Origin of the sequence: Streptomyces sp. NPDC090108, from assembly GCF_044747185.1 — a bacterium.
Taxonomy (GTDB): Bacteria; Actinomycetota; Actinomycetes; order Streptomycetales; family Streptomycetaceae; genus Streptomyces.
The window spans coordinates 68780-89275 of the sequence record NZ_JBIVDQ010000007.1 but is presented as its reverse complement, the minus strand read 5'-3'; the positions used below and the strand labels follow the sequence as shown (position 1 = coordinate 89275).

The following is a 20496-nucleotide window of genomic DNA, read 5'->3' as shown; positions in this document are numbered from 1 at the left end:
ACCCCACGCTCGGCGGGCTACGGCCAGGTGACGAGAACGCGGTTCAGCGGGGTGTCGAGGAGGAAGATGCCGGGTCGCTCCTCGATCGCGGAGGCGTCGAGGGGGAGGATCTCGAACGTTGCCTCGCTGGCGCGGTAGGTGTGGTCCCAGGTCCGGATGGCGGCAGCGACTGTTGCTGCCAGTTGCTCGCTGCCGGGGCCGTGGCCGATGACGCCGAACTCCCAGAGCTTCTCGCCGTCGGGGGTCTTCTCCTCCAGCGGGCGCCGGGCGAGGTAGGTGAGAGCGCCCTTGTCCACGGTGGCCGTGGATGAGGGGTACGGGTCGTCGGTGAGCACCGTGCCCTTGGCGGTCTTCGGGAACAGCATCCGGAGCAGGCCGGAGGGAAGGGAGCAGGAGACGAACAGTTCCATCCACTCCGGGCTTTCCATGGCCCGGACCTTCATGCCGGTCCACTCCTCGGTCCGCGGCTGCTCCAGGACGCCGGCCAGAGCGTCGGCGTCGATCTGCTGTCCGGCCGGGGCCTGGAGCCGTACGGTGCCGTCCGTGGTGAGAGGGACGACGCGCCGGTCGTCGTCGGCGATGCCGCGCCGTAGCGGCATGAAGGTGTTCATCTGCGAGCCGGACGACACCCACCGGCCTGCGCGGTTCTCGTAGACGATGGAGCGCGAGACGCTGCCCTTGAGTCGCTGGGGAGTGACGAGCCGCCCACCGGGGGCGAGTTGGGCGAGCCAGGCGTGCGGGATGCCGTGCGCGCCGACGGTGGCGATGATCCGGTCGTACGGCGCACCTTCGGCATGACCGAGGGCTCCGTCGCGGGTCACCGCCTCAACGTTGGTGACGCCGGCGGTGGCGAGGTGGGCGCGGGCCCCCTCGACGAGGTCGTCGTCGACGTCGAGGGTGGTGACGTGCCCGTCCTCACCGACCAGGTGGGCGAGGAGGGCGGCGTTGTAGCCGGTGCCGGCGCCGAGTTCGAGGATGCGCTCACCGGCCTGGACCTGGAGCTGGTCCAGCATGAGGGCGACGACGGTGGGCTGGGATGCGCAGGAGATCGAGGTGCCGTCCGTGTCGTACTTGATGTTCACCGGTGCGTCGGCGTAGGCATCGGCGAGCGGTGTTTCAGGAACGAACAGGTGGCGCGGCACGGCGCGCAGAGCGGCCTCGACGGCGGGGGTGCGGGCGTGGCCGTCTGCCCGGATTCGGTCCACCAGAGCGTTGCGGAGCTGTTCGGCTTCGGCCTCGTGCGTGGTGAGCGTGTCGGTCTTCACCGCGCTGACGCTATCGGCCGCGGGGATACGCGCCGCCGATGACGCGGTGTTGTCACTCGATCCCATGACTACCTCTCGTGCGATGTGGGACAGGGTGTGCTGGTCCGACCTGGGCAGACCGGCACGGTTGGCGTGGAAGACGAAGTGGTGCGCGATGACCGCCCGCAGACCGCGGGTCAGTTCGCCCTGGTCAGATAGGTAGGACAGGGCTGAGCCGAGCTGCTCGAACGCGGCGACCCACTCCTCATGGCCGGCGAGCGGCCCGCCGGGGCGGCAGAGACTGCGCGCCTCGACGGACATCAACACCCGCATCGACGGCAGGAGGATCTCGGATCGGTCGAGGGCGGTCTCGCCGGTGCCGGGGCGTAGCGCAGCGATCTTGGCCCAGACGTCCCCCTGCTCGAACCAGTCGAGTTTCGCGGCCCGCATCATGCTGCTCATCAGCAGGACGGCGGTCTCACGGCGGCCCAACCTGCCTGGTGCGGGCTGGTAGGTGAGCAGGTGCCGGCTGTCCTCGTGGAACAGGGTGTGCGCGGCCGTCATGGCGTCCGCGCCGCCGAAGGTGTCTGTCTCCGGTTCGTAGATGCCAGTCGTCCAGGAGCGCGCGATGCCATCCGTGACGAGGTCGTTCAGAAGAGCTTCCAGGGCCGGGTCGGGGTGGTCGGCCAGGTAGCGAAGCGGCCAGGGCTGCTTGTTCATGAACCACCAGCAGGTGGCTAAGTCGGGTTCCGTGGCGAGCAGCGCGGGGCCGAGGCGGTCGGCGATGGCGGCGCGCGCGGTGTCCCGTCCGATGAAGGTGATCGTGTGCTGCTGCCAGTGGTCGGGCGGCATCGGGGTCCTTTCAGGTTCAGGCGATGAGCAGGCAGGCGTCCCAGGAGGTGCTGGGCCTACCGGTGCTTGCGGCGGCGAGTACGCCGAGGGCGGTTCCTGCGGCGCCGTCGAGGAGACCGGACCCGGCGCTGTCGTGCACGAGCGTCATGGCCGCATCCTCGGGCGACCCCCCGGATGGGAGGAGCCTGACGAGCAGGGACGGGATGACCGCGCGAAGCTCGGCGGCGGTATCGGGGGAGGCATCGGAGGCGGTCCGGGCGGCGAGGTGGGCGAGTCCCGTGACGCCGTGGCAGAGCCCGGTGTCGACCGTGGCGCGGAGCTGCGCGGGTTCGGTGAGTGCGCCCACGAGTGCAGCCTCGGCCTGTGCGCGGCGCTCGACGTCGCCGAGCGCGAGCGCCGCGAGCTGCTGGGCACGCGCCAGGCCGGCGGTGCCGTAACACCATGAGGGACGTCGGGGTGCTGTGGCGGCGGGCTGCCCGGTGTGGAGGTCGTCCCGGGTGAGCCAGTACGGCCACGCCGGTCCGAGTGTGGTGCTCGTCTTCCACCGGTCGAGCCAGGCCAGGACGGTGCGCATGGCCTGGTGCTGTCCGGGCACGACGGCACCGGAGCAGGCGGAGAGGCTGAGCAGCGCGAGGATCGAGCCGATTCCGTGGGCCATGCCGTTGTTGCCGTGACCGCCGGGATACCGGTCGTCCGGCCGACCGGAAGGACCGGTGAGCGCCCACCAGCCGGGGAGGACTTCGCCGTCGTGGGTCACGGGTTCGGTAAGGCGGACACAGTAGTCGAGGATCGCCTGCAGAGCTGGGCCGGTCGGGTCTCGGCGGAGGAAGTAGCCGCCGAAGCCGGCCAGGCCCCGGATGGCGTCGAACTCGGCGACCGCCGGGAGCTGCCCGGCGTCGATCCGGTGGTGCGCGGCGTCCAGGCGGCGCCGTACGTCGTCGGACGTCTGCCGGTCCAAGAGGTCGAGATCGCGCTCGTACGCGCCGGGCAGACATTCGGAAGCGCAGGCCAGGACGTGAGCGAGCGCGGGGGCGCCGTAGAAGGGATGGCTGTCGACTCCGCTGGTGAACGGCAAGCGGGTGGCGCCGGTCAGCCAGTCGTGCGCGCGCTGCCAGGGTCCGAGTCCCGCTGCCGCACGCTCGATGTGGAGCAGCGCGATACCGATCGGCCCGAGGGCCAGATGCTGCCGGGCTTCTCCCGAGGACACCATGGCGGGCGCAAGGTCGGGGTGGGCGAGGCGATCCGCGATGCTCGCGGACAGGGCAAGCGCGGGGTGGTCGCTCACCGCGGCCTCGCAGAGCGGGCGTTGAAGGCCAGGGCGGCGGCGCGGGCGAGGTGGAGGCAGACGTCCTCCTCGGGAAAGTTCACGGCGACGTGCCGCACGAAGTGAACGTGCAGGAGAGAGGTCAGCACATCGTCCACGTCGATGCCCTTGGTGTGCGGTCCCGGCAGGTGCTTCCGGTACGCGGCTAACGCGGCAGAGCGGTCGGCCCACGCCGCCACGGTCGCTTCGCCCCCGGCAGCCGCACGAAGTGCTGCCCAGCCCTCACGTGGGTCGGACAGCCGCACGGCTTCTGCGAACTGCGGCCGAGGCACCGGGGCGGGAGCACGGTGGGGAATGTGGTCGATCAGCCAGCGCGCGCCAGCCTCGTAGCCCCCGAGGAACGCGGAGGCGATCACGAAGAAGTGCACTGCCACCAGGGTGCGTTGCTGCGGGCGTCGCGGCTGGGAGAGCTGAGCGACGACGGCGCGGGAGTCCGCCCGGAACACCTCCTCGGCGGCGTCCCATGCAGGTCCGCAGCCCCAGCGGCCCATCTCGCGGTAGGAGGTGAGGTAGCGCAGGTCCGACAGGAGGCCGACGGCACGCAGCTCGTCAGCCCACGTGCTCACCACGCGGGCGGTGGCGGCGAAGTGGTCCGGGTCCGGCAGAGCGATGCGAAGGCGGAGATGCTGGCCGGGGTCGCGGAAGCGGATGAACCACCATAGCGGTGAGCCGAGCCGACGGATCAAGTCGGGCACGTGCCGGGAGAGCACGACGTCCTGGCGGCGCCGGTCCCCGTATAGGGCGGCCAGCAGCACCGAGGAGGCAGCCGGTGTCTGCAGCTGTGCCCGCGAGAGGTTGCGGGCTGTAGTCGGCTGGGGCAGCGCGGGCCACGCAGGGACCCGAGTTGCCCTGAGGGGAATCGCGATGTCGTGGGCGCGACCGCCGTTCCAGCCGTACGCCTCCGGGCCGACCGCCTCGGTCAGTACCACGGAAGGAGTGCGGTCGAGGTGCTGGCGCAGCAGACTACGGTGCGCCGCCTCGTCTAGGTCGAGCGGGAGCGGCCGGTCGTCCTGAACGAGCTGCACGCGCCGGGGCAGTCGCCGACGATCTCGCCACCCGGACAGCGCGACCTCCCACTCGGCACCGGGACGATCCCGGCGCGGCAGATCGGCCGCATCCAGCCGCCAGCGCGCCGGTGCGAGCACGGTGCGGCCGTAGCGCAGTCTCGGCAGGAACGGCATCGCCGCGGCAGCGCCCCAATCGAAGCTGTACGAGGAGCAACCCCCGCGGGCGCGGGGACGACTCACGAAGGCGACGATGCGCGGCAGCACGAACAGAGCAACCCCCGCGGGCGCGGGGACGACTCGGCGGCGCCCTCGCAGGTCACCTGGATGTCGGAGCAACCCCCGCGGCCGCGGGGACGACAACACCCATTCGAAGCGGTGCGCGTGGTGAATGGAGCAACCCCCGCGGGCGCGGGGACGACTTCACGCTTCCCCCTCAGGGCGTCTGGCGGATGGAGCAACCCCCGCGGGCGCGGGGACGACATGAGGGGTCGGGCGGGTGAAATCCCACTGCCGGAGCAACCCCCGCGGGCGCGGGGACGACGACCCACGCGAGACCCACCCACACTGGTGCGGCGAGCAACCCCCGCGGGCGCGGGGACGACCGGACGCGGAGGATGCCGCCGATCTCGAGGCCCGAGCAACCCCCGCGGGCGCGGGGACGACGCGGCTGGCGAGTGTCCTAGTTGCGCACCGTCCGAGCAACCCCCGCGGGCGCGGGGACGACTGAGTACCGAAAATCGCTGCGGCGATGCTCGCCGAGCAACCCCCGCGGGCGCGGGGACGACAACCGGCGGTACCAGAGCCCGGTGTACTGCGCCGAGCAACCCCCGCGGGCGCGGGGACGACGGACAGAAGGGGAATCTGGTCGTCCCCGAGCAGGAGCAACCCCCGCGGGCGCGGGGACGACGAGACCGAGGGCCAGCTGTTCCACCCGCACACCGAGCAACCCCCGCGGGCGCGGGGACGACTGCTCGCACGCGGCGTGCATCTGCGCTACGCGGGAGCAACCCCCGCGGGCGCGGGGACGACCTTCTTCTCCGTGGCAACCTGCGTGCGCAGGAGGAGCAACCCCCGCGGGCGCGGGGACGACCCTGCGTGGCGAGTTCGAGACCTCGCAGAGTCAGAGCAACCCCCGCGGGCGCGGGGACGACGGTAGAGCTGTTCGAGGTAGGACGTCGTCAGGCGAGCAACCCCCGCGGGCGCGGGGACGACGGCAGCTTGCCCGGAAGGGTCGTCGTCGGCGGCGAGCAACCCCCGCGGGCGCGGGGACGACACGTGCATGTCGCCGCCGATGATGTCCACGCCGGAGCAACCCCCGCGGGCGCGGGGACGACGACCCGCAGGTGTCGCTGGAGAACGTGAAGGCCGAGCAACCCCCGCGGGCGCGGGGACGACAGCGGCGGCAGCGGGAAGACCGCCACGATCAACGAGCAACCCCCGCGGGCGCGGGGACGACGGAAGCCGCACGGATCTGGCGGGCAGCCAACCCGAGCAACCCCCGCGGGCGCGGGGACGACGCCACCAGCGCGTCACAGTGGCTGTTCCTCACCGAGCAACCCCCGCGGGCGCGGGGACGACCCCGTACCTCTGGGGCGGGAAGACGCCCGACGGGGAGCAACCCCCGCGGGCGCGGGGACGACCCCATGGCCTTGCGCATGGCCTGCCGGGTGCCGGAGCAACCCCCGCGGGCGCGGGGACGACGTCGTATACAGCACCACTACAACTCCACATGGTGAGCAACCCCCGCGGGCGCGGGGACGACACTTCGTGAGCTGGGGTTTTGTCAGGGCGGTGGGCGGTTTTCATTCACTTGGATTCTGGGCGCCATGGTTCGTTGCCGGTGAGGCGTGGTCGGGCCATGAGGGTGAGGCCGTCGAAGTCGACTGGGGTCCAGCGGTCTTGGCCGGCGGTTCGGACGGTCCAGCCCTGCTCGGTCGGGGCTGGTTCGATCATGATGGCCTGCCCGTCGCGGATGCGCTCGGCGACGAGGGGCCAGAGGCCGTCGCGGATACGGGTGTTGGGGGTTCCGACGTAGATGCCGGGGGCTGCTTCGACGAACCATCGGGTGAGGTGGCCGCGCAAGCCAGGTGGTGCGGAGATCAGGATGACGACGGTTGTTCCCGTGCTCATCCGCTTACCTCTGGCCCTGTATCGCGCGGTTCGTCCGGTTCCGTTGGTATGACGTCAAGGTGGGCTTCCGGGGCGAAGGGGTTGGCCCAGTTGCGGCCGCCACTGACGATGGTGTTGCCCCCGTCCCAGAGACCGTTGAGGTCCTCGTCGGGGAGACTGGCTCCGTCGGGGACGAGGAGGTTCTTGATGTCGGTGACGATGCGGGGGAGGAGTTTGTGTTGGACGACAATGTCGCGGAGCGCTGTGCGGGCGTCCCGCTCGGTGGTGAGGCCCTTGGCGGTGAGGTCGAAGGCGAGCGGAATGGTGAACTCGGCCTTGTAGAGGTCGGCGATGTCCAGGACGAACGAGAGTGCGGAGCCGGTGTGGACGAAGCCGAGGGCCGGGCTGACGCCGAGGCCGGCGATGACGGCGTGGCAGATGCCGTAGAGGGCTGAGTTGGCCGCGGACAGGAGGCGGTTGACGTCGTCCCCCTTCGCGAAGGCGTCCCCGGGTTTGTAGTCACGTTTGGTCCACGGTACGCCGGTGCGTTCGGAGTGATGTGCGTAGAGCTTGCGGACGCGGGTGCCCTCCCGACCGCGGAGTTGTTGGAGAGTCAGCATGGCGGTGGCTTCTCCGGGGAAGCGAAGGTCGTACATGCGGCGGGCCACTGCGACGCGTTCCTTGGGGCGAGTGACGAGCCATGCCTGGCGAAGCTGGAGCTGGGAGCCGCGGGCGGTGCTGAGACCGGAGGCGTACAGGCGGACGCCCTGCTCGCCGACCCAGCACACCGAGGTGGCGGAGTCGGCGAGCAGGGCGACGGCTGCGTGGGTGATGCGGCTGCCGGGTCCGATCAGGAGTACGGCGAGGTAGGCGGCCGGGACGTGGACGATGCGGGCCTTGTTGATCAGGACGATCGCGTTGTCGTCCCGGTCGATGTGGCACCGTTCGACATACAGGCTGGAGACGCGGTCTTGGATGCGGTGGACGTCTTGCGGGCCGGTTCGCCACCAGGGGTCAGCCATGGTGTGCCTGCCGGGGGAGCGGGGCGAGGGTGAGCAGCCCCTGACCGTATCCCTTGGCGGGGCCGATTCCTTCCAGCAGGGTGGCGCGCAGTGCTTCGGGGTTGGTGACGCGCAGCTTTCCCTGGAAGGTGGCGGTGGAGAGGGTGACGTGCGGGCCGTTGGTGCCCTTGCGGAAGCGGAGTGTGTCTCGGGTGGTGATGGACACGGCGGGGGCGGGGAGTGCGATGTCGGTGTCGGTGGTGGTGCCGGTGTCGATGCCAGGTGTCGTAGCGATGGTGGGGATGGTGAAGCCGTGGCGTTCGGCTCGTTGGAGAAGCCACGCGAGTTGATGGGCGGCGGTGCGGTGTGCCACACGCACTCCGCGGCGCTTGTCTCCGGCGTCACTCGCGGTCTTCATACGGTGGGTCTGCTCGTTGCTGGGCTTGCTGGGGTTCTGTGTGTTCTGGACCGGGTTGGCCGTGAGCCGGAAGGCGAACTCTTTGCCGAGAGCGAGGCGTTCCAGCAGAGGGGTGTAGTCGGCGATGAGCGGTTCACCGCCGTCGGCGTCAGGCCAGCCGGCGTCTTCCACGAGGTGGTGCCAGGAGGGGCGGCTCTCGGTGAGGACGAGGACTTCGGCGCGGTGTGCGGTGTTGGTTTCGAGGCGCCAGAGGACTCGTTCGGTGACGGGCTGGACGGCCAGCCCGCTCAGTACGGCGGCGTGCAGCCGGTGGGGGTTGGCGAGCAGGGAGACGGCCTTGCGGCGGCGCGGGTTGAGGGCGATTTTCGACAGGTACGGCAAGGTGTCACCAGCCCAGGAGAGCGAACGGGTCATGGTTGGGATCGGTCGGGGCTGCAGTGCCGTCTGCTGCACTGTCCTGTCCGCGGCCGGTGGGCAGCGTGACCCACAGGTGACGGACGGCGCGTTCGCGGAAGGCGGTGCCGGCTTTCAGGTCGTAGGTGTCAGGCACGTCGGCGATGCGGAGGTCGCCGGCCGGGTCCTCGACGGTGGCTTCCAGCGTCACGGTCGGGCCGCGGTGGTGGTCGCGGTGGTGTGCCGATGCCTGCCAGGGCTCGTTCGACAGCGTGGTCTGCAGGTGGGTGCTGGGGCGCAGGCCGAGGCTGACCGGGCCGGTCGGCGGGCAGGACCGGCGGCCGAGCGAGAGCGGGAAGACTGGTCGACGTAGGGCGCGGTCGAGGTCTTCGAGCAGGGGGGTGGGGCCGTGCAGGGCGGCGGTGAAGACGGCATCCTGCAGGTAGTAGCGCTGCGTGACACCGGTGTACTTGGCCGGGCCGGTCTTCTTCTGCACGCCATTAGCGTCGACTTTGGCGGCCGGAAGGGGGAGACCTCGGTGGTCACTGACCGTGTGGTAATCGCGCAGCAGCGTGCCGGGCTGGTCGACGCGGACGCCGAGTCGTAGGCCGAGCAGGTCGGTCAAGTCGGTCTCACGGGGGCGGCCCTCGGCTGCGGCGAGCATGCCGAGAATGCCGGACTTCGTGGGCTGGGGGCGGGTGTCACGCCGGTTGTAGCGGGAGGGACCGCCCCAGGACTGCAGGGGGGCGGCCAGCCGCAGGACGAGTACGGAGCGGTCGCTCATCGCTTCCCGGCCTCCGCGGCCTCCGCCTTCTGGGCGGGGATCGTCGCATCGGTCAGCCAGGCTCCGACCAGGTCGCCGACTTCGTCGAGCAGGGTGCGGAACGGAAGGGACGGGCCGAAGGTGTCCGGGAGCTTGGAGCTCTCCAGGGCATAGGTCGCCAGGGTCCGCGCGGGTGTGCTGCCCCATGTGGTGCCGACGGAGTGCAGTTCCTCGGCGAGAGCCAGTGCGGATTCGTTGGCCAGCCCCTGGTTGCCGGTGACGGGCTTCTCGAAGGCGGAGACGAGGTTGACGGGCTGATCCGTGCGGACGGTCACCAGGACCAGGTGCGGCAGCGTGCGGTGGGCGAAGGAGTTCTGGTGACCGGTGGGCATCGAACGGGTGAACGCGTCCACGAACCGGACGGCGGCCTCACGGGTGGCCTCGGCGGAGGTGAGGTTCTCGCGGAGCTGGTGCGCGCCCAGGACGGCGTAGCGGTACAGGGTGGAGGAGTTGAACTCCACTGTGCCGATCATGCCCGCACCGCTGTCGTCGGTGTTCTCGTCGTCGACAGCGGTGAAGTAGTCGAACTCGGTCCGCACGGCATGGGTGGACAGCGCGTGGGCGACCTGGACGGCGGCGTCGACGTTCAGCTCCTTCAGGTCGGCGACCATCCGTCCGAAGAGCGCCACCTCGGCCGGGTGGCCGGTGGACAGCGCCGAAACCACGGGAAGCTGCTTGATCTCCTCTCCGAGCTCCTTGTCGGTGAGCGCGGCGAGGTCCGCCGCGCGTCCGTCGAGGAGGGCGATGAGAGCGTCGAGCTGACGCTTGCCGAAAAAGAGGAGGTAGGCGGACTGCTCTTCCTTCTTGGTTGACTTCTTGATGCCCAGCGGCTCCAGCAGGGCAGTGGCCAGCCGGTCGGCCTGGGCGGTGTCGAGTCCCGCACCGCCGTCGCCGGCAGGAGCCGCGAGCCTCTGGGAGAGCAGGGCGGCGATCCGCTTCGTCCGGGTGGCGCGGTCCGCGGGCTCCTCGCCCTTGGCGAACTCGATGCGGGTGGCACGCTTCCACGCCTGCGAGGAGACGCGGGCGCGGCGCGCACCGCCGTAGAGGGCCTGCTTGGGGGTGCCCGAGTCGTCCCGGTTGATGTTGGACGGCGGAAGGCTCTGCAGAATGTGGACCTCGATGAACAGGGTGGGCTTGGCCATGGCGTGGCTCCTTCGAAGGTGAGTACGGGATGACAGGGGGCACGGAAGATCCGCATGGGCGACGTGAGGCCTGCGGCGTGCCGGGGCGGTGGCGGGTGTGAGGCGTGGTGTCGTGCGTGTGGGGAGGCGCGGCTCCGATTTGCTGCTGGTCAGGTCTGCGGGTCCGTGCGGCGGAAGTCGCGGTCCCACGTGCTGCGGAGCCGGGACTGCGCGTCCGGCCGTTTGGGGTCGTCCCAGTGCCGCAGGGCCTTGCGCAGGAGGTCGTAGTCGAGGCCGATGTCCGCCTGCCGCAGCAGAGGAACGAGACTGCGCAGGTGGTGAGTCAGCTCGCCGGTGTCCAGGGAGGTGAGCAGGACACCGAGTCTGCGTTCCAGCGCAGCCCGGTCCGTGTTCTTGTTCCGCGCGAGCAGGAGCCGGCACGCGGTGCCGGGGCTGGCATCGGGCGTATGCATCGACTGCTTCCGGCCCTGTTGGTGCAACCCGAAGAGAGCCAGCGCGGCGTGCTCGGCGATCAGGTCCCGGGTCAGCGCGCCCTTGGCGCGCAGCTCGCTGCCCATCGTCGTGCGGTAGTAGCCCCACATGGCCGGGACCGTTCCGGCCTCCTCGCCCAGACCGGAGCGCAGGGCAGCCAGTTCGGCTCCGGCGTCCGGACGGGCAGGGTCGAAACCGGCCCAGTAGGCAGGCGCCACATCCTTCTCACCGTGCCGGCTCTCTGCGGCGTCGGCGGGGGAGCCAGTGGACTGCAGGCCCCAGGCGCGCAGCACCCGGCCGTGGTGAGGTGTCAGCCAGTCACACAGGTCACGGTGGAGGCGCGTGTAGTCCAGGCCGATCTCCGCCTGCCGCAGCATCGGCACCAGACCGCGAAGATGGTGAACGAGTTCGTCGAGGTCCAGTGCTGTCGCGGCGGCAGCAAGCCGCCGTTGCACGGGAGTGGCTGTCCGTCGTTCCTGCTCGGTGGTAAGGCGCCGGCCTCCGGTCTTCTGGGAATCGGCGGCCTGATGCAGCCACAGCGCCTGGCAGGCCGAGCCCAGGCCGGTGCCGGGGCGGTGGACGGGTTTCGCCGCCCCGTGCTGGTGCAGACCGAAAAGGGTGAGTGCGGCGTGCTCGGCCTGGTAGGAGCGGGGCATGTGCTCCGCGTTCCGGGCGGTGTCGGTGAGTTCCACCCGGTGCAGGTATCGCATGCCGGCCACGGTGCCCGGTTCTCGTCCCAGACCCTCGCGCAGCGCGCGCAGGCCATGTTCGGCCCACGTGGGCAGACCAGCGGCGTTCGACGGGCTACGAGGTGTGGACCAGTTCTCGGTGACCTCCTCCCAGTAGTAGAGGCGGCGGTTCCCTCCGGACACAGCTGTTACGGTGCTCATGCCGTCCCTCCCCGCACTGCCGCGACTTCGCTGACGCGGGTGAGGATCTCGCCGAGCCTGGCGTGGAAGGCGCCGGTGGCCTTGCCGCTGCGGAACACGATCTCCTTGCCGTTGACCTTCTCCGTGCGGCCGATCACGGCCCGGGGCGGTACGGCGGCCAGCAACATGTCCGCCTGCCGTCGCGCTGCTCGGTGCAGCGTGATCTCCCATGCCTCCTGAGCGCGCTCCAGCAGCTCGTCGTCGTCGCCGATGGTCCGCAGCCCGGCCAGCAGACGCCGCATCTTGTCGTCGACCGCGTGGAGGAGGAGCAGCGAGGGCCTCTCGCCCTTGTCCCGCGGGAGCGGGTCCCCGCCACAGGCGCGCCGCAGATCGCTCTGGAGACCGTCCAGGGCTCTGGCCACCCGGTCGGCCTGCTCCACGCACTCCAGGACAGGTGTGCGCAGCCAGTCGTTGTCGGCGAGGAGGGCGGCGACGGGCAGCGGGAGAGTGTCGGCGATCGCGTTCTCCACCACCGCGGACTGATTGCCGTACTCCAGACCACAGGTCTCCACCCCCAGGGCGAAACCCGCGGACAGGTACTTCTCCGCGTGGAGGTCGCTGATCTGGCGCAGCAGCAGGGAGGTGTACGGGCCGTCACCCTCCACCGGGACCGACAGCGCCAGCAGTGCGTTGAGGCCCTGCCATGCCGTGCGGCCCGAGGTGTGGCGCCGGGGCCGGCGGGCCGGCTGGCCCGCCTTCGGCTTGGCGGTGTGGTTCCACGCGGTGTGGAGTTCTTGATCGGGGGTGGCCGTGAGCCTGTCGCCACCGCAGACGACGACCTGTCGTACCCGGGGGCCCTGTTCGGTCTCGGTCGGGATCAGCCTGATCCGGCGGGATTGGAAGGTGAGCAGGTCCAGCAGACCTGAGGCGGGCCGCGTCGACCACTCCGGTCCTGCGGGCGACTTCGCGCCGGACGACGTCGGCCGTTCGTCCCAGGCCCACTGCGGCCGGTCGACCGGGCCCAACCCGTCGTACAGGATCGGTGTGTTCAACAGCAGCGTCTCGTACAGGGTGCGGCCGGTCGGAATGACCACGCCGAGCTGTCCCAGCGGGCCTGTCGGGTTGCCGGTCGTCTTACCGTTCTTCGCCTGTCCGTCGCCCACGGCCCCGGTCTTGATCGCGGCCGTGTCCCAGCAGTGGGCGTGCAACAGCCACAACACGGCCTGGGCGGGCGTCAGATCCAAATGATCGGCCTCGCTCAGCGCACTGAACAACGGAACGTTGTTCCCCGACGCCGCCGACGGAACCAGCAGAGCCGACGTCTTGGTCTCACCGCTGAGGGCCGACAGACCCGCGACCTGCGCGAACGGCCGCTCGGAGAAGAGCCGGAACCGGTCTCCGTAGCGCGGACCGAGATAGTCGGCGAGCTTCTCCTTCTCCTCGCAGGAAAAGCCGCCCTGCCCGAACCGCTGCGCCCACTCCTTGCGCGACCGCGGCACTCCCAGCGCGTCGCACACGACGGGCAACAGCACCTGACGCAACACGGCCGGCAACATCGTCGGCACCGGCAGATCCAGTTGCCGGATCTCGTGCGCGTTGTTCAGCGTCTCCAGCAGGCCCGACTCCCGGCCCTCGCCGCCCAATCCGATGCCGGCCAGCCAGCGTTGCCGGACCAGGTCACCGTCCCATTCCATGACCTTCCCCCTCTGCGCGCCATTGGATCTCCTTACGGAGATCACGAATGGCAGTGCGTAACTCGGTTTCAGGTAAAGCACGTTGTGCAAGTGGCTGCCAGTGACCTCAAGCCTGGAGGCAAGGTTCGACACTTCGCAAGCACTTCTGAAGAGTTCGTGGAGATTTCGCCGACCAGCCCGTCTCGCGGGCGTTCGGCAGGTACCCTGCGCTGGCGTGGCGGCGTCCCCCGCTCCCCGCACCGTTCAGGCGGGGGTGTTCCGGTTCGCCACTTCACGTCGTCCCCGCGACAGCGGGGTGCGAGAACAGACAGGGGACGCCGCCCTTCCTGCTCACTGACGGGCTACCACCAGCCCCAGGGTGTCGTCGTACGAGAGCCGGGAATCGCCCAGCTCGGCGTACCCGTCCTCCAGGACCAACGCGTGGGCGTACCGCAGCCAGGGGTGTGCCGCCCAGCCCGGCAGAGGCTTCAGCAACCGGCCGGCTTCTGACAGCCCGACCGGCAGCCGGACGGAACCGCCCAGCAGCCGATCGACCACGGGGTCGTCCAGGACCTCGCCGTGCACACCGAGCCGCGTCCCGTCCAGAGCGGTGAAACCGCCTGCAACACGGTGCACCACGACGACCTCGACGCCACGATCCCCGTCCCGCACCACGGCATCGAGGTCCTCCTCGGACCCAGCACTGCTGGCCGCGTAATGCAGGCCTTCCAACGTCGGCGCCCCCCACTCGCGGGGCCGCGTCAGAAGGAATCCCTCGGCCCCCGAACGACGCTTCTCCTCCTCCGCCCGCCACCTGTCGAAAGCAGCTGGCTCGTCCCACTCCGCCGGGCAGGCCTCCGCCTCCCCGTATGCACGCGCCACCAGGTCCGGCACATCCGCCGGAACACTCCACGTCCCGATGCTCGCTTGGGCGTCGCCGGGGAGCAAGGGGCCCGCGGCTTCCGTCACCAGGGCCGCCGCGCGCAGCAGCGGCCACTCCCCGTAGATCTTCTTCGATGCGAACAGGAACCGAGGACGCCCCTGGCCGTCGGCGGCCACTCCGGTCACCATGACGCGCGGCGCCGCATGCACCGCAGGCCTGTGCGTCCCGGCATGCCGGTGGAGTCGGCCGATCCGCTGCAGCAGCAGGTCCATCGGGGCGAGATCCGTGATCAGCACGTCCGCATCCACGTCGAACGACTGCTCGGCGAGCTGCGTGGCGACCACCACCATGCGCTCCGGCCGCTCGTCCCCGGCCTCCGGACCCATCAGGCGAATGCATTTCTGTGTCCGCTCTGCCCGGTGAGCCGTACACAGACGCCCATGCAGCAGGTGCAGTTGCCCGTCGAACCCGCCGTCGTGCAACGCCGCATGGACCGCCTGAGCTCGTTCCACCTGATTCAGGACCACCAGAACGACGCCGCCGTCCCGTACCGCCTCCCGCGCGGCCGAGGCGACCTTTGCCCCCTCCTTCTCCGTGTCCGCAAGCCACTCGATCCGGGTCGGCAGCGATTTCCGCCACGACGGGACCGGCGTACGGGAACTCTCCACCACCGGCTCACCAGCGACCGCGAACGCGGTCGTCACGCAGGGATAGCCGACCGGAACCGGCACCGGCTGGTCAACATCCGCCACCCCCAACGCCCCCGACAGGTACGCGTCGACGAACGCCTGCCGCTGTACGGGCGGCAACGTGGCCGACAACAGCACCACCGGCACCCCCGCCTGACCGAGCCACCGCAACGCCTCCAGCAGAAACTGGCGCATGTAGACATCGGCCGCGTGGACCTCGTCCACGATCACGACCTTGCCTGTCAGTCCGGCGAACCGCAGCATCACATGCCGCGTACGCGTGGCCGCATAGAGCAGGTGATCGACGGTGCCCACAGCGAAAGGCGACAACAGCCCACGCTTGCTGCCCAGGAACCAAACTGGCGGCCCGCTACGCTCGGCCTCCGCCCCTGTCGCGCTTCCCCCCGGCCAGCCGAAGTCGTCATCCTCGTCGATCGCTCCGAAGTCCTCCCACACCGTGCTCTCGGACTCACCGGTCCCGCAAGACTGTTCGTCCTCCCAGATCTTCTTCCACTGCTGGTTGAAGCGCCGCTTTCCGTGCAACAGCGCAACCTGCGACTCGAGTTCCGGGTCGAACGAGCGCACCCAGTCCAAGACCTGCTGATACATGGGATCGCTCGTCGCCTGTGTCGGCATCGCCACGAACACACCGTTCAGGCCGAAACGAGCTGCCAGTACCTCGGCCGCAGCCAGAGCGGCCTTCGTCTTGCCCTCACCCATGGGAGCTTCAGCCACGAGCAGCCCCGGCACCGGCATCGACCACGCTCGTGCCACCAACTCCCGCTGCGAAGCACGCGGTGACACCCCCAGACGTCCCACCAGGGGAGCGATCGCAGAACCAGGCAGAGGCAGATCCCCCCACCCTCCCTGAAACCCGAGCTTCTGCCACGCCGACTCCGCCCGCCGGAACGCTTCGGCCGGCGAAACGCCCTTGGCATCGGCCAGTCCCTCGAAACACTTGCTGTCACTGGCGATCCAGTCAGCCATCACGATCAGACCCGACAGCGCCAACTGTTCCGCCTTCCGCAACGACGAAACCGGCCTCACAGCTGCCAGATCGTCGAAGCCGACCGCACGGGTGAACACATCCACCACAGCACGCTGAACCTCGGCCCAGGCCGGCCCACGCCCCACCGCGTCCGGATACGGCGCTGGCAGCCTGCCCACGGAAGGGAAAGCACCGTGATGGCCGGCCACCAACGGCCACACCCACGCCGCGGCCTCGGCGTCGTCCCACTCGTCACGCAGCCGCGGCAGGAGCAGTTCCCCACCCGCCACGTCGTGCCGCCACTTCTTACCCCGCCCGGTCTGCAACCGTCCCCACGTCAGCCCGGCCTCACGGACAGGAACGGCCTCCACCGCGTCCAGCCCCTGGAACGCCGGGCACGCCTTGCCGCAGTCATGGATCCCGCACACCCACATGAACCAGGCCCGGCCTCGCCCTCCAGCGACCCTGTCCAGACGGCGGCGGAACGACGGCGACAGGTACTGATCCCACATCAGACCCGCCACGGCCGCGGTATCCAATAGATGTCCGAGTAGCAAATGAGTCCGCCCGCGATTGCGCGCTGCCGACTTCCCCCACAACCGGGACACCCGCGCTACGGTCTCCTCGGACAACCCCATCGAGCGCATCAACTCCACAACTGACCGCTCGTCCACCATGCCCAACACCCCCTCGAACCGACCTATACAAGCTGGCCGGCACCATAGACGGCGGGTCTGACAATCCAGCCGGAAGGGACCGCACACCCAGGATGCAGGTAAAGGAAAACGGGCGATCTTGGTAGCATCACCGCAGGTCAACAAGTGTCGTCCCCGCGCCCGCGGGGGTTGCTCTCGTCGCATCCCTCCCCAAGCACGACGCCCTTTGTCGTCCCCGCGCCCGCGGGGGTTGCTCATGGGCCTCTTTTCCCGTGGCCGTAGCCAGGCAGTCGTCCCCGCGCCCGCGGGGGTTGCTCCACCACCACCGGCGACGTCCTCGTCCTGTCCCGGTCGTCCCCGCGCCCGCGGGGGTTGCTCGTCGCTAGGCCCGGTGTAGCCGACGTATCCGGACGTCGTCCCCGCGCCCGCGGGGGTTGCTCTGCCTGCGCCATCAGTAGCGCCCTCTCCGGAGTGTCGTCCCCGCGCCCGCGGGGGTTGCTCGAGCCGCTGGATGGCGTTGATGACGCCGACGGTGTCGTCCCCGCGCCCGCGGGGGTTGCTCGACGTCGATCTCCTCGTCCGGCCTGCGCGCCCTGTCGTCCCCGCGCCCGCGGGGGTTGCTCTCGGTCTCTACCCGGAATCGGCTTTTGACGCTGGTCGTCCCCGCGCCCGCGGGGGTTGCTCGAGGCTCAGCGCGGCGGCGAGCGAGCCCGCCACGTCGTCCCCGCGCCCGCGGGGGTTGCTCCAACGACGGCGCCCTGGAGATCCTGGCAGGCGAGTCGTCCCCGCGCCCGCGGGGGTTGCTCCGGCGCGTCCCCGGCCCCGAACGGCCTCGGCTCGTCGTCCCCGCGCCCGCGGGGGTTGCTCGCACGCCGACGACGCCAGCGAGGTCTACGCCGAGTCGTCCCCGCGCCCGCGGGGGTTGCTCTGGATTTCGTACAGGCTCGATGGTTCGGCCCTGGGTCGTCCCCGCGCCCGCGGGGGTTGCTCGCGCTGCGTGATGTGGACGTGGCCGCGGACCTGGTCGTCCCCGCGCCCGCGGGGGTTGCTCTCCATGGATCTGTCTCTCAAGACGGTCTCTTACGTCGTCCCCGCGCCCGCGGGGGTTGCTCGGGGGAGCGTGTCGTCCTGGACGGAGCGCTGCGGTCGTCCCCGCGCCCGCGGGGGTTGCTCGGCTCCGGATGGCCGGCGGCCGGCCATGGGGAGGTCGTCCCCGCGCCTTCACCAGCCAGTCAGATATGCAGAGATGTGCGGTGCGAATGCGAACGAGGCCTGAGGATTAACCGCTGGACGCAGAGCGTCGCTCGAGTAGCCATGCCTCAATTTCATGAGGGGCGAATCGGAGCTGTTGACCGACCCGGAAGCTCGGGATGCCCTCCTTGGCATGGTTGTCGTATATCCAGGAGAGGGGCTTGCAGAGGTAGCGGGCAAGTTCTTTGACATCCCACACAGTACGTCGATCCATTCCTCGTCGATCACGTTGGAGCAGGACGGTAGCTGCAGCATTCGGCCGCACCAAACGGATGAAGTACTCACGGTGCGTGATTGCCACCGTGAGGATGACTCGCTCGGAGCGCTGGTCCCATTGGGTCGCACTCATGCCTGCCTGCCCACAACGAGGTCAGCACCGATCCAGCACGCGGGGCACGAACGGTCCGGAAGGGACGGCACCGGAAGTCAGCACGAAGTCAGCACGAGGCCCCGCGGGACCGACAACTTGAATCGATCCCACGGGGTCTGACCTGCTCATTTGATCTTTTGTGATGGAGCTGCTAGAGCCAGCCGAATCAGTTCGAGAACATCTGGCTGCGCACCAAGCGGTACAACGCCTCCGGCGGGGTCTCCTCGGGCACGGGCGGGGTCTGCTACCTGTACTTCCCGGCGCATCCGACCGCGCGGCAGCGCAAGGCGCTCGCCGCGGTGGGGGTGCACTGAGCGGGCCTGCACTGAGTGGGCGTGCGCTGAGCGGGCGTGCGCTGAGCGTGGGTTCGCCGAAGGCGCCGCGGCGGACTCGTGCGACCGGGGCCCGGATCGGCATCTGGATGCTGGTCCGGGCCCCGGTCCGTGCTTTCTCAGGCGGGCTGGCCGGTGGGCATGATCGTGACCTGCTGGAGGTTGGCGCGGCGGGGCAGCAGCGCGGTGAAGGCGATCGTCTCCGCGATGTCCTCGGCGTGCAGCATCACGTCGTGGGCGCCCGCGAACCACTCCCTGGCACCCGCGTCGGTGATGTGGGTCTCCAGCTCGGTGATGACCATGCCGGGCTCGATCGCGGACACGCGCACGCCCTTCTGGCCGAGTTCGGCGCGGAGCGTCACGGACATGTGCGTGACGAACGCCTTGGTGCCGGAATACACCGCGAACTTCGGGAAGATGTTCTTCGCCGCGATGGACGAGGTGTTGATCAGGTCCGCCGGGCGTCCCTCGGCCGCGGCGGCGAGCAGCTGCGGGGTGAAGGCGCCGATGACGTTCATCAGACCCGAGATGTTGAGGTCGATCTGGTTCTGCCACTGATCCTCGCGCAGCTCCTCGATCGGGGCAGGCAGCATGACGCCGGCGTTGTTGAGCACCAGATCGGCCGTTCCGAGCTCGGCGGCGATGCGGTCGGCGACCGAGTGGACCGCGGCCTTGTCCGTCACATCGAGGGCGATCGCCACGGCGGTGCCCCCGGCCTTCTCGATCTTGGCGGCCAGTTCCGTGAGGCGGTCCTCACGGCGGGCGAGGAGGGCGACCTCGGCGCCCAGGCCGGCCAGGCGCAGCGCGCTGGCCTCGCCGATGCCGCTGGACGCGCCGGCGATGACGGCCACACGGCCGGCGAGCGGGTTGTTCCGGGTGAGCGCAGACATGAGGGTCTTCTCCAGGTGAGTCGATGCGGGGTCGGGGCCTGATCGGCGCCCTGCATCCACTCTCGGTCCACCGCCGGCCAGGATTCGGCCTCCGAGCACGCACTGCTCAACCTGGATCTGACAGGTCCACCTTCCGGTCGGCAGGCTCCCCGGGTGGTCGGCGACACTGGGGAAATGGATCCGAATGTCGAGCTCGGGGCGTTTCTCCGGTCCCGCCGCGCCCGGGTGCGTCCCCAGGACGCGGGTGTCGTGCCGACCGGTACCGCCCGCCGGGTGCCGGGGCTGCGCCGCGAGGAGGTCGCCTACCTGGCGGGGGTGAGTGTCGACTACTACGCCCGTATGGAACAGGGCAGGCAGCAGAACGTCTCCGACGCCGTGCTGGACGCGGTGGCCCGCGCCCTGAACCTGGACGAGGTGGAACATCGGCACTTGCTCGATCTGGCGCGAAGGCAGACCGCTCCGGCCGGCCGTCGCGGGCCGGAGCGCCCCCAGCGGGTGAGGCCAGAGGTCTACCAGATGCTGGATCTGCTGGGCGAGTCCGCGCCCGCAGTGGTCATGGGGCACCGGATGGACGTGCTGGCCACCAACCGACTCGCCCGCATTCTCATCACCGACTTCGACGCTCTGCCTCACCGGGAGCGGAACATGGCCGTGTTCCAGTTCCTCGATCCCGCCGCCCGTGATCTCTACGCCGACTGGGAAGCCGTGGCGACCGACAGCGTGGCCATGCTCCGCCTGTACGCGGGGCGGCATCCGGACGATCCGCTCCTGACGGATCTCATCGGCCGGCTCAGCATCAGGAGTCCGGAGTTCCGTACCTGGTGGGCCACCCATCAGGTACGGGAGAAGACGCATGGCGCCAAGCGGTACCGTCACCCGCTGGTAGGCGAGATCACGGTCGGTTACGAGGTGTTCACCTTCGCAGGAGATCCCGACCAGACTCTGTGTGTGTACACACCAGAACCCGGTGCGTCCACCGATGCGCTTCGCCTGCTGGCCAGCTGGACTGCACCCCCTGCCGCTCCTGCCGCCGTCCGCACGCCGCCCGACGAGGCTCACCCTCGCCCGGACGCGAGCTGATCCCGGAGCGGTGCCGCCGACTGCGCGGGGC

The 20496-nt window shown here is 70.0% G+C and carries 12 protein-coding genes, 2 pseudogenes and 2 CRISPR repeat arrays; of the genes and pseudogenes, 2 read left to right on the top strand and 12 right to left on the bottom strand.

The annotated features are described in order from the left end of the window. Positions 1 to 17: 17 nt before the first annotated feature. The 11 genes and pseudogenes from fxlM to cas3 form a co-directional block, all read right to left on the bottom strand. On the bottom strand, positions 18 to 2096 hold the full coding sequence (gene fxlM, locus ACIPRD_RS24385) for a methyltransferase, FxLD system (RefSeq protein WP_401565936.1): 2079 nt from the start codon (positions 2094 to 2096) through the stop codon (positions 18 to 20). 16 nt (positions 2097 to 2112) lie between these two features. After that, a complete protein-coding gene (locus ACIPRD_RS24380) occupies positions 2113 to 3381 on the bottom strand; it encodes a lanthionine synthetase C family protein (RefSeq protein WP_401565933.1) in 1269 nt (422 codons plus the stop codon). Further along, positions 3378 to 4625, bottom strand: a pseudogene (locus tag ACIPRD_RS24375) (thiopeptide-type bacteriocin biosynthesis protein); the annotation flags it as partial. The gene ACIPRD_RS24380 and the pseudogene ACIPRD_RS24375, both read right to left, overlap by 4 nt. A gap of 10 nt (positions 4626 to 4635) precedes the next feature. After that, a CRISPR array of direct repeats spans positions 4636 to 6189; the repeat unit is 28 nt; unit sequence GAGCAACCCCCGCGGGCGCGGGGACGAC. A 44-nt stretch (positions 6190 to 6233) separates the two neighbouring features. Next, positions 6234 to 6557: a type I-E CRISPR-associated endoribonuclease Cas2e gene (cas2e, locus tag ACIPRD_RS24370; protein WP_401565931.1), complete on the bottom strand. Its 324-nt coding sequence runs from the start codon at positions 6555 to 6557 to the stop codon at positions 6234 to 6236. Beyond that, positions 6554 to 7558 (bottom strand): type I-E CRISPR-associated endonuclease Cas1e, encoded by a 1005-nt coding sequence (gene cas1e, locus ACIPRD_RS24365; protein ID WP_401565928.1) that lies wholly within the window; start codon positions 7556 to 7558, stop codon positions 6554 to 6556. The genes cas2e and cas1e overlap by 4 nt, the downstream gene beginning before the upstream one ends. Further along, on the bottom strand, positions 7551 to 8336 hold the full coding sequence (gene cas6e / locus ACIPRD_RS24360; RefSeq protein ID WP_401566454.1) for a type I-E CRISPR-associated protein Cas6/Cse3/CasE: 786 nt from the start codon (positions 8334 to 8336) through the stop codon (positions 7551 to 7553). Before cas6e ends, cas1e begins: the two co-directional genes overlap by 8 nt. A 4-nt stretch (positions 8337 to 8340) precedes the next feature. Further along, positions 8341 to 9132 (bottom strand): type I-E CRISPR-associated protein Cas5/CasD, encoded by a 792-nt coding sequence (gene cas5e / locus ACIPRD_RS24355; protein WP_401565925.1) that lies wholly within the window; start codon positions 9130 to 9132, stop codon positions 8341 to 8343. Then, positions 9129 to 10313, bottom strand: coding sequence for a type I-E CRISPR-associated protein Cas7/Cse4/CasC (cas7e, locus tag ACIPRD_RS24350; RefSeq protein ID WP_401565923.1), 1185 nt, complete (start codon positions 10311 to 10313; stop codon positions 9129 to 9131). Before cas7e ends, cas5e begins: the two co-directional genes overlap by 4 nt. A 149-nt stretch (positions 10314 to 10462) precedes the next feature. Beyond that, the gene (gene casB, locus ACIPRD_RS24345; protein ID WP_401565920.1) at positions 10463 to 11674 is read right to left on the bottom strand and encodes a type I-E CRISPR-associated protein Cse2/CasB; all 1212 of its coding nucleotides are present in this window, start codon (positions 11672 to 11674) and stop codon (positions 10463 to 10465) included. Continuing rightward, a complete protein-coding gene (casA, locus tag ACIPRD_RS24340; RefSeq protein ID WP_401565918.1) occupies positions 11671 to 13347 on the bottom strand; it encodes a type I-E CRISPR-associated protein Cse1/CasA in 1677 nt (558 codons plus the stop codon). The genes casB and casA overlap by 4 nt, the downstream gene beginning before the upstream one ends. Before the next feature lie 330 nt (positions 13348 to 13677). Further along, positions 13678 to 16563 carry a CRISPR-associated helicase Cas3' gene (gene cas3, locus ACIPRD_RS24335; protein WP_401565916.1) on the bottom strand — a complete coding sequence of 962 codons (2886 nt, stop codon included), beginning with the start codon at positions 16561 to 16563 and terminating at the stop codon, positions 13678 to 13680. A 146-nt stretch (positions 16564 to 16709) separates the two neighbouring features. Continuing rightward, positions 16710 to 17776: direct repeats of the CRISPR family, unit length 28 nt; unit sequence GTCGTCCCCGCGCCCGCGGGGGTTGCTC. Between the two features lie 554 nt (positions 17777 to 18330). On the opposite strand from cas3, the pseudogene ACIPRD_RS24330 reads away from it, so the two are divergent. After that, positions 18331 to 18477 (top strand): annotated as a pseudogene (locus ACIPRD_RS24330) (peptidase C39 family protein); the annotation flags it as partial. Positions 18478 to 18614: 137 nt separating this feature from the next. On the opposite strand, the gene ACIPRD_RS24325 reads toward ACIPRD_RS24330, so the two are convergent. After that, positions 18615 to 19385, bottom strand: a complete 771-nt coding sequence (locus tag ACIPRD_RS24325) for an SDR family oxidoreductase (RefSeq protein ID WP_401565913.1) — start codon at positions 19383 to 19385, stop codon at positions 18615 to 18617. A 174-nt stretch (positions 19386 to 19559) separates the two neighbouring features. Here ACIPRD_RS24325 and ACIPRD_RS24320 point away from each other — a divergent pair, with 174 nt between their 5' ends. Continuing rightward, positions 19560 to 20465 (top strand): helix-turn-helix transcriptional regulator, encoded by a 906-nt coding sequence (locus ACIPRD_RS24320; RefSeq protein ID WP_401565911.1) that lies wholly within the window; start codon positions 19560 to 19562, stop codon positions 20463 to 20465. Positions 20466 to 20496: the final 31 nt, after the last annotated feature.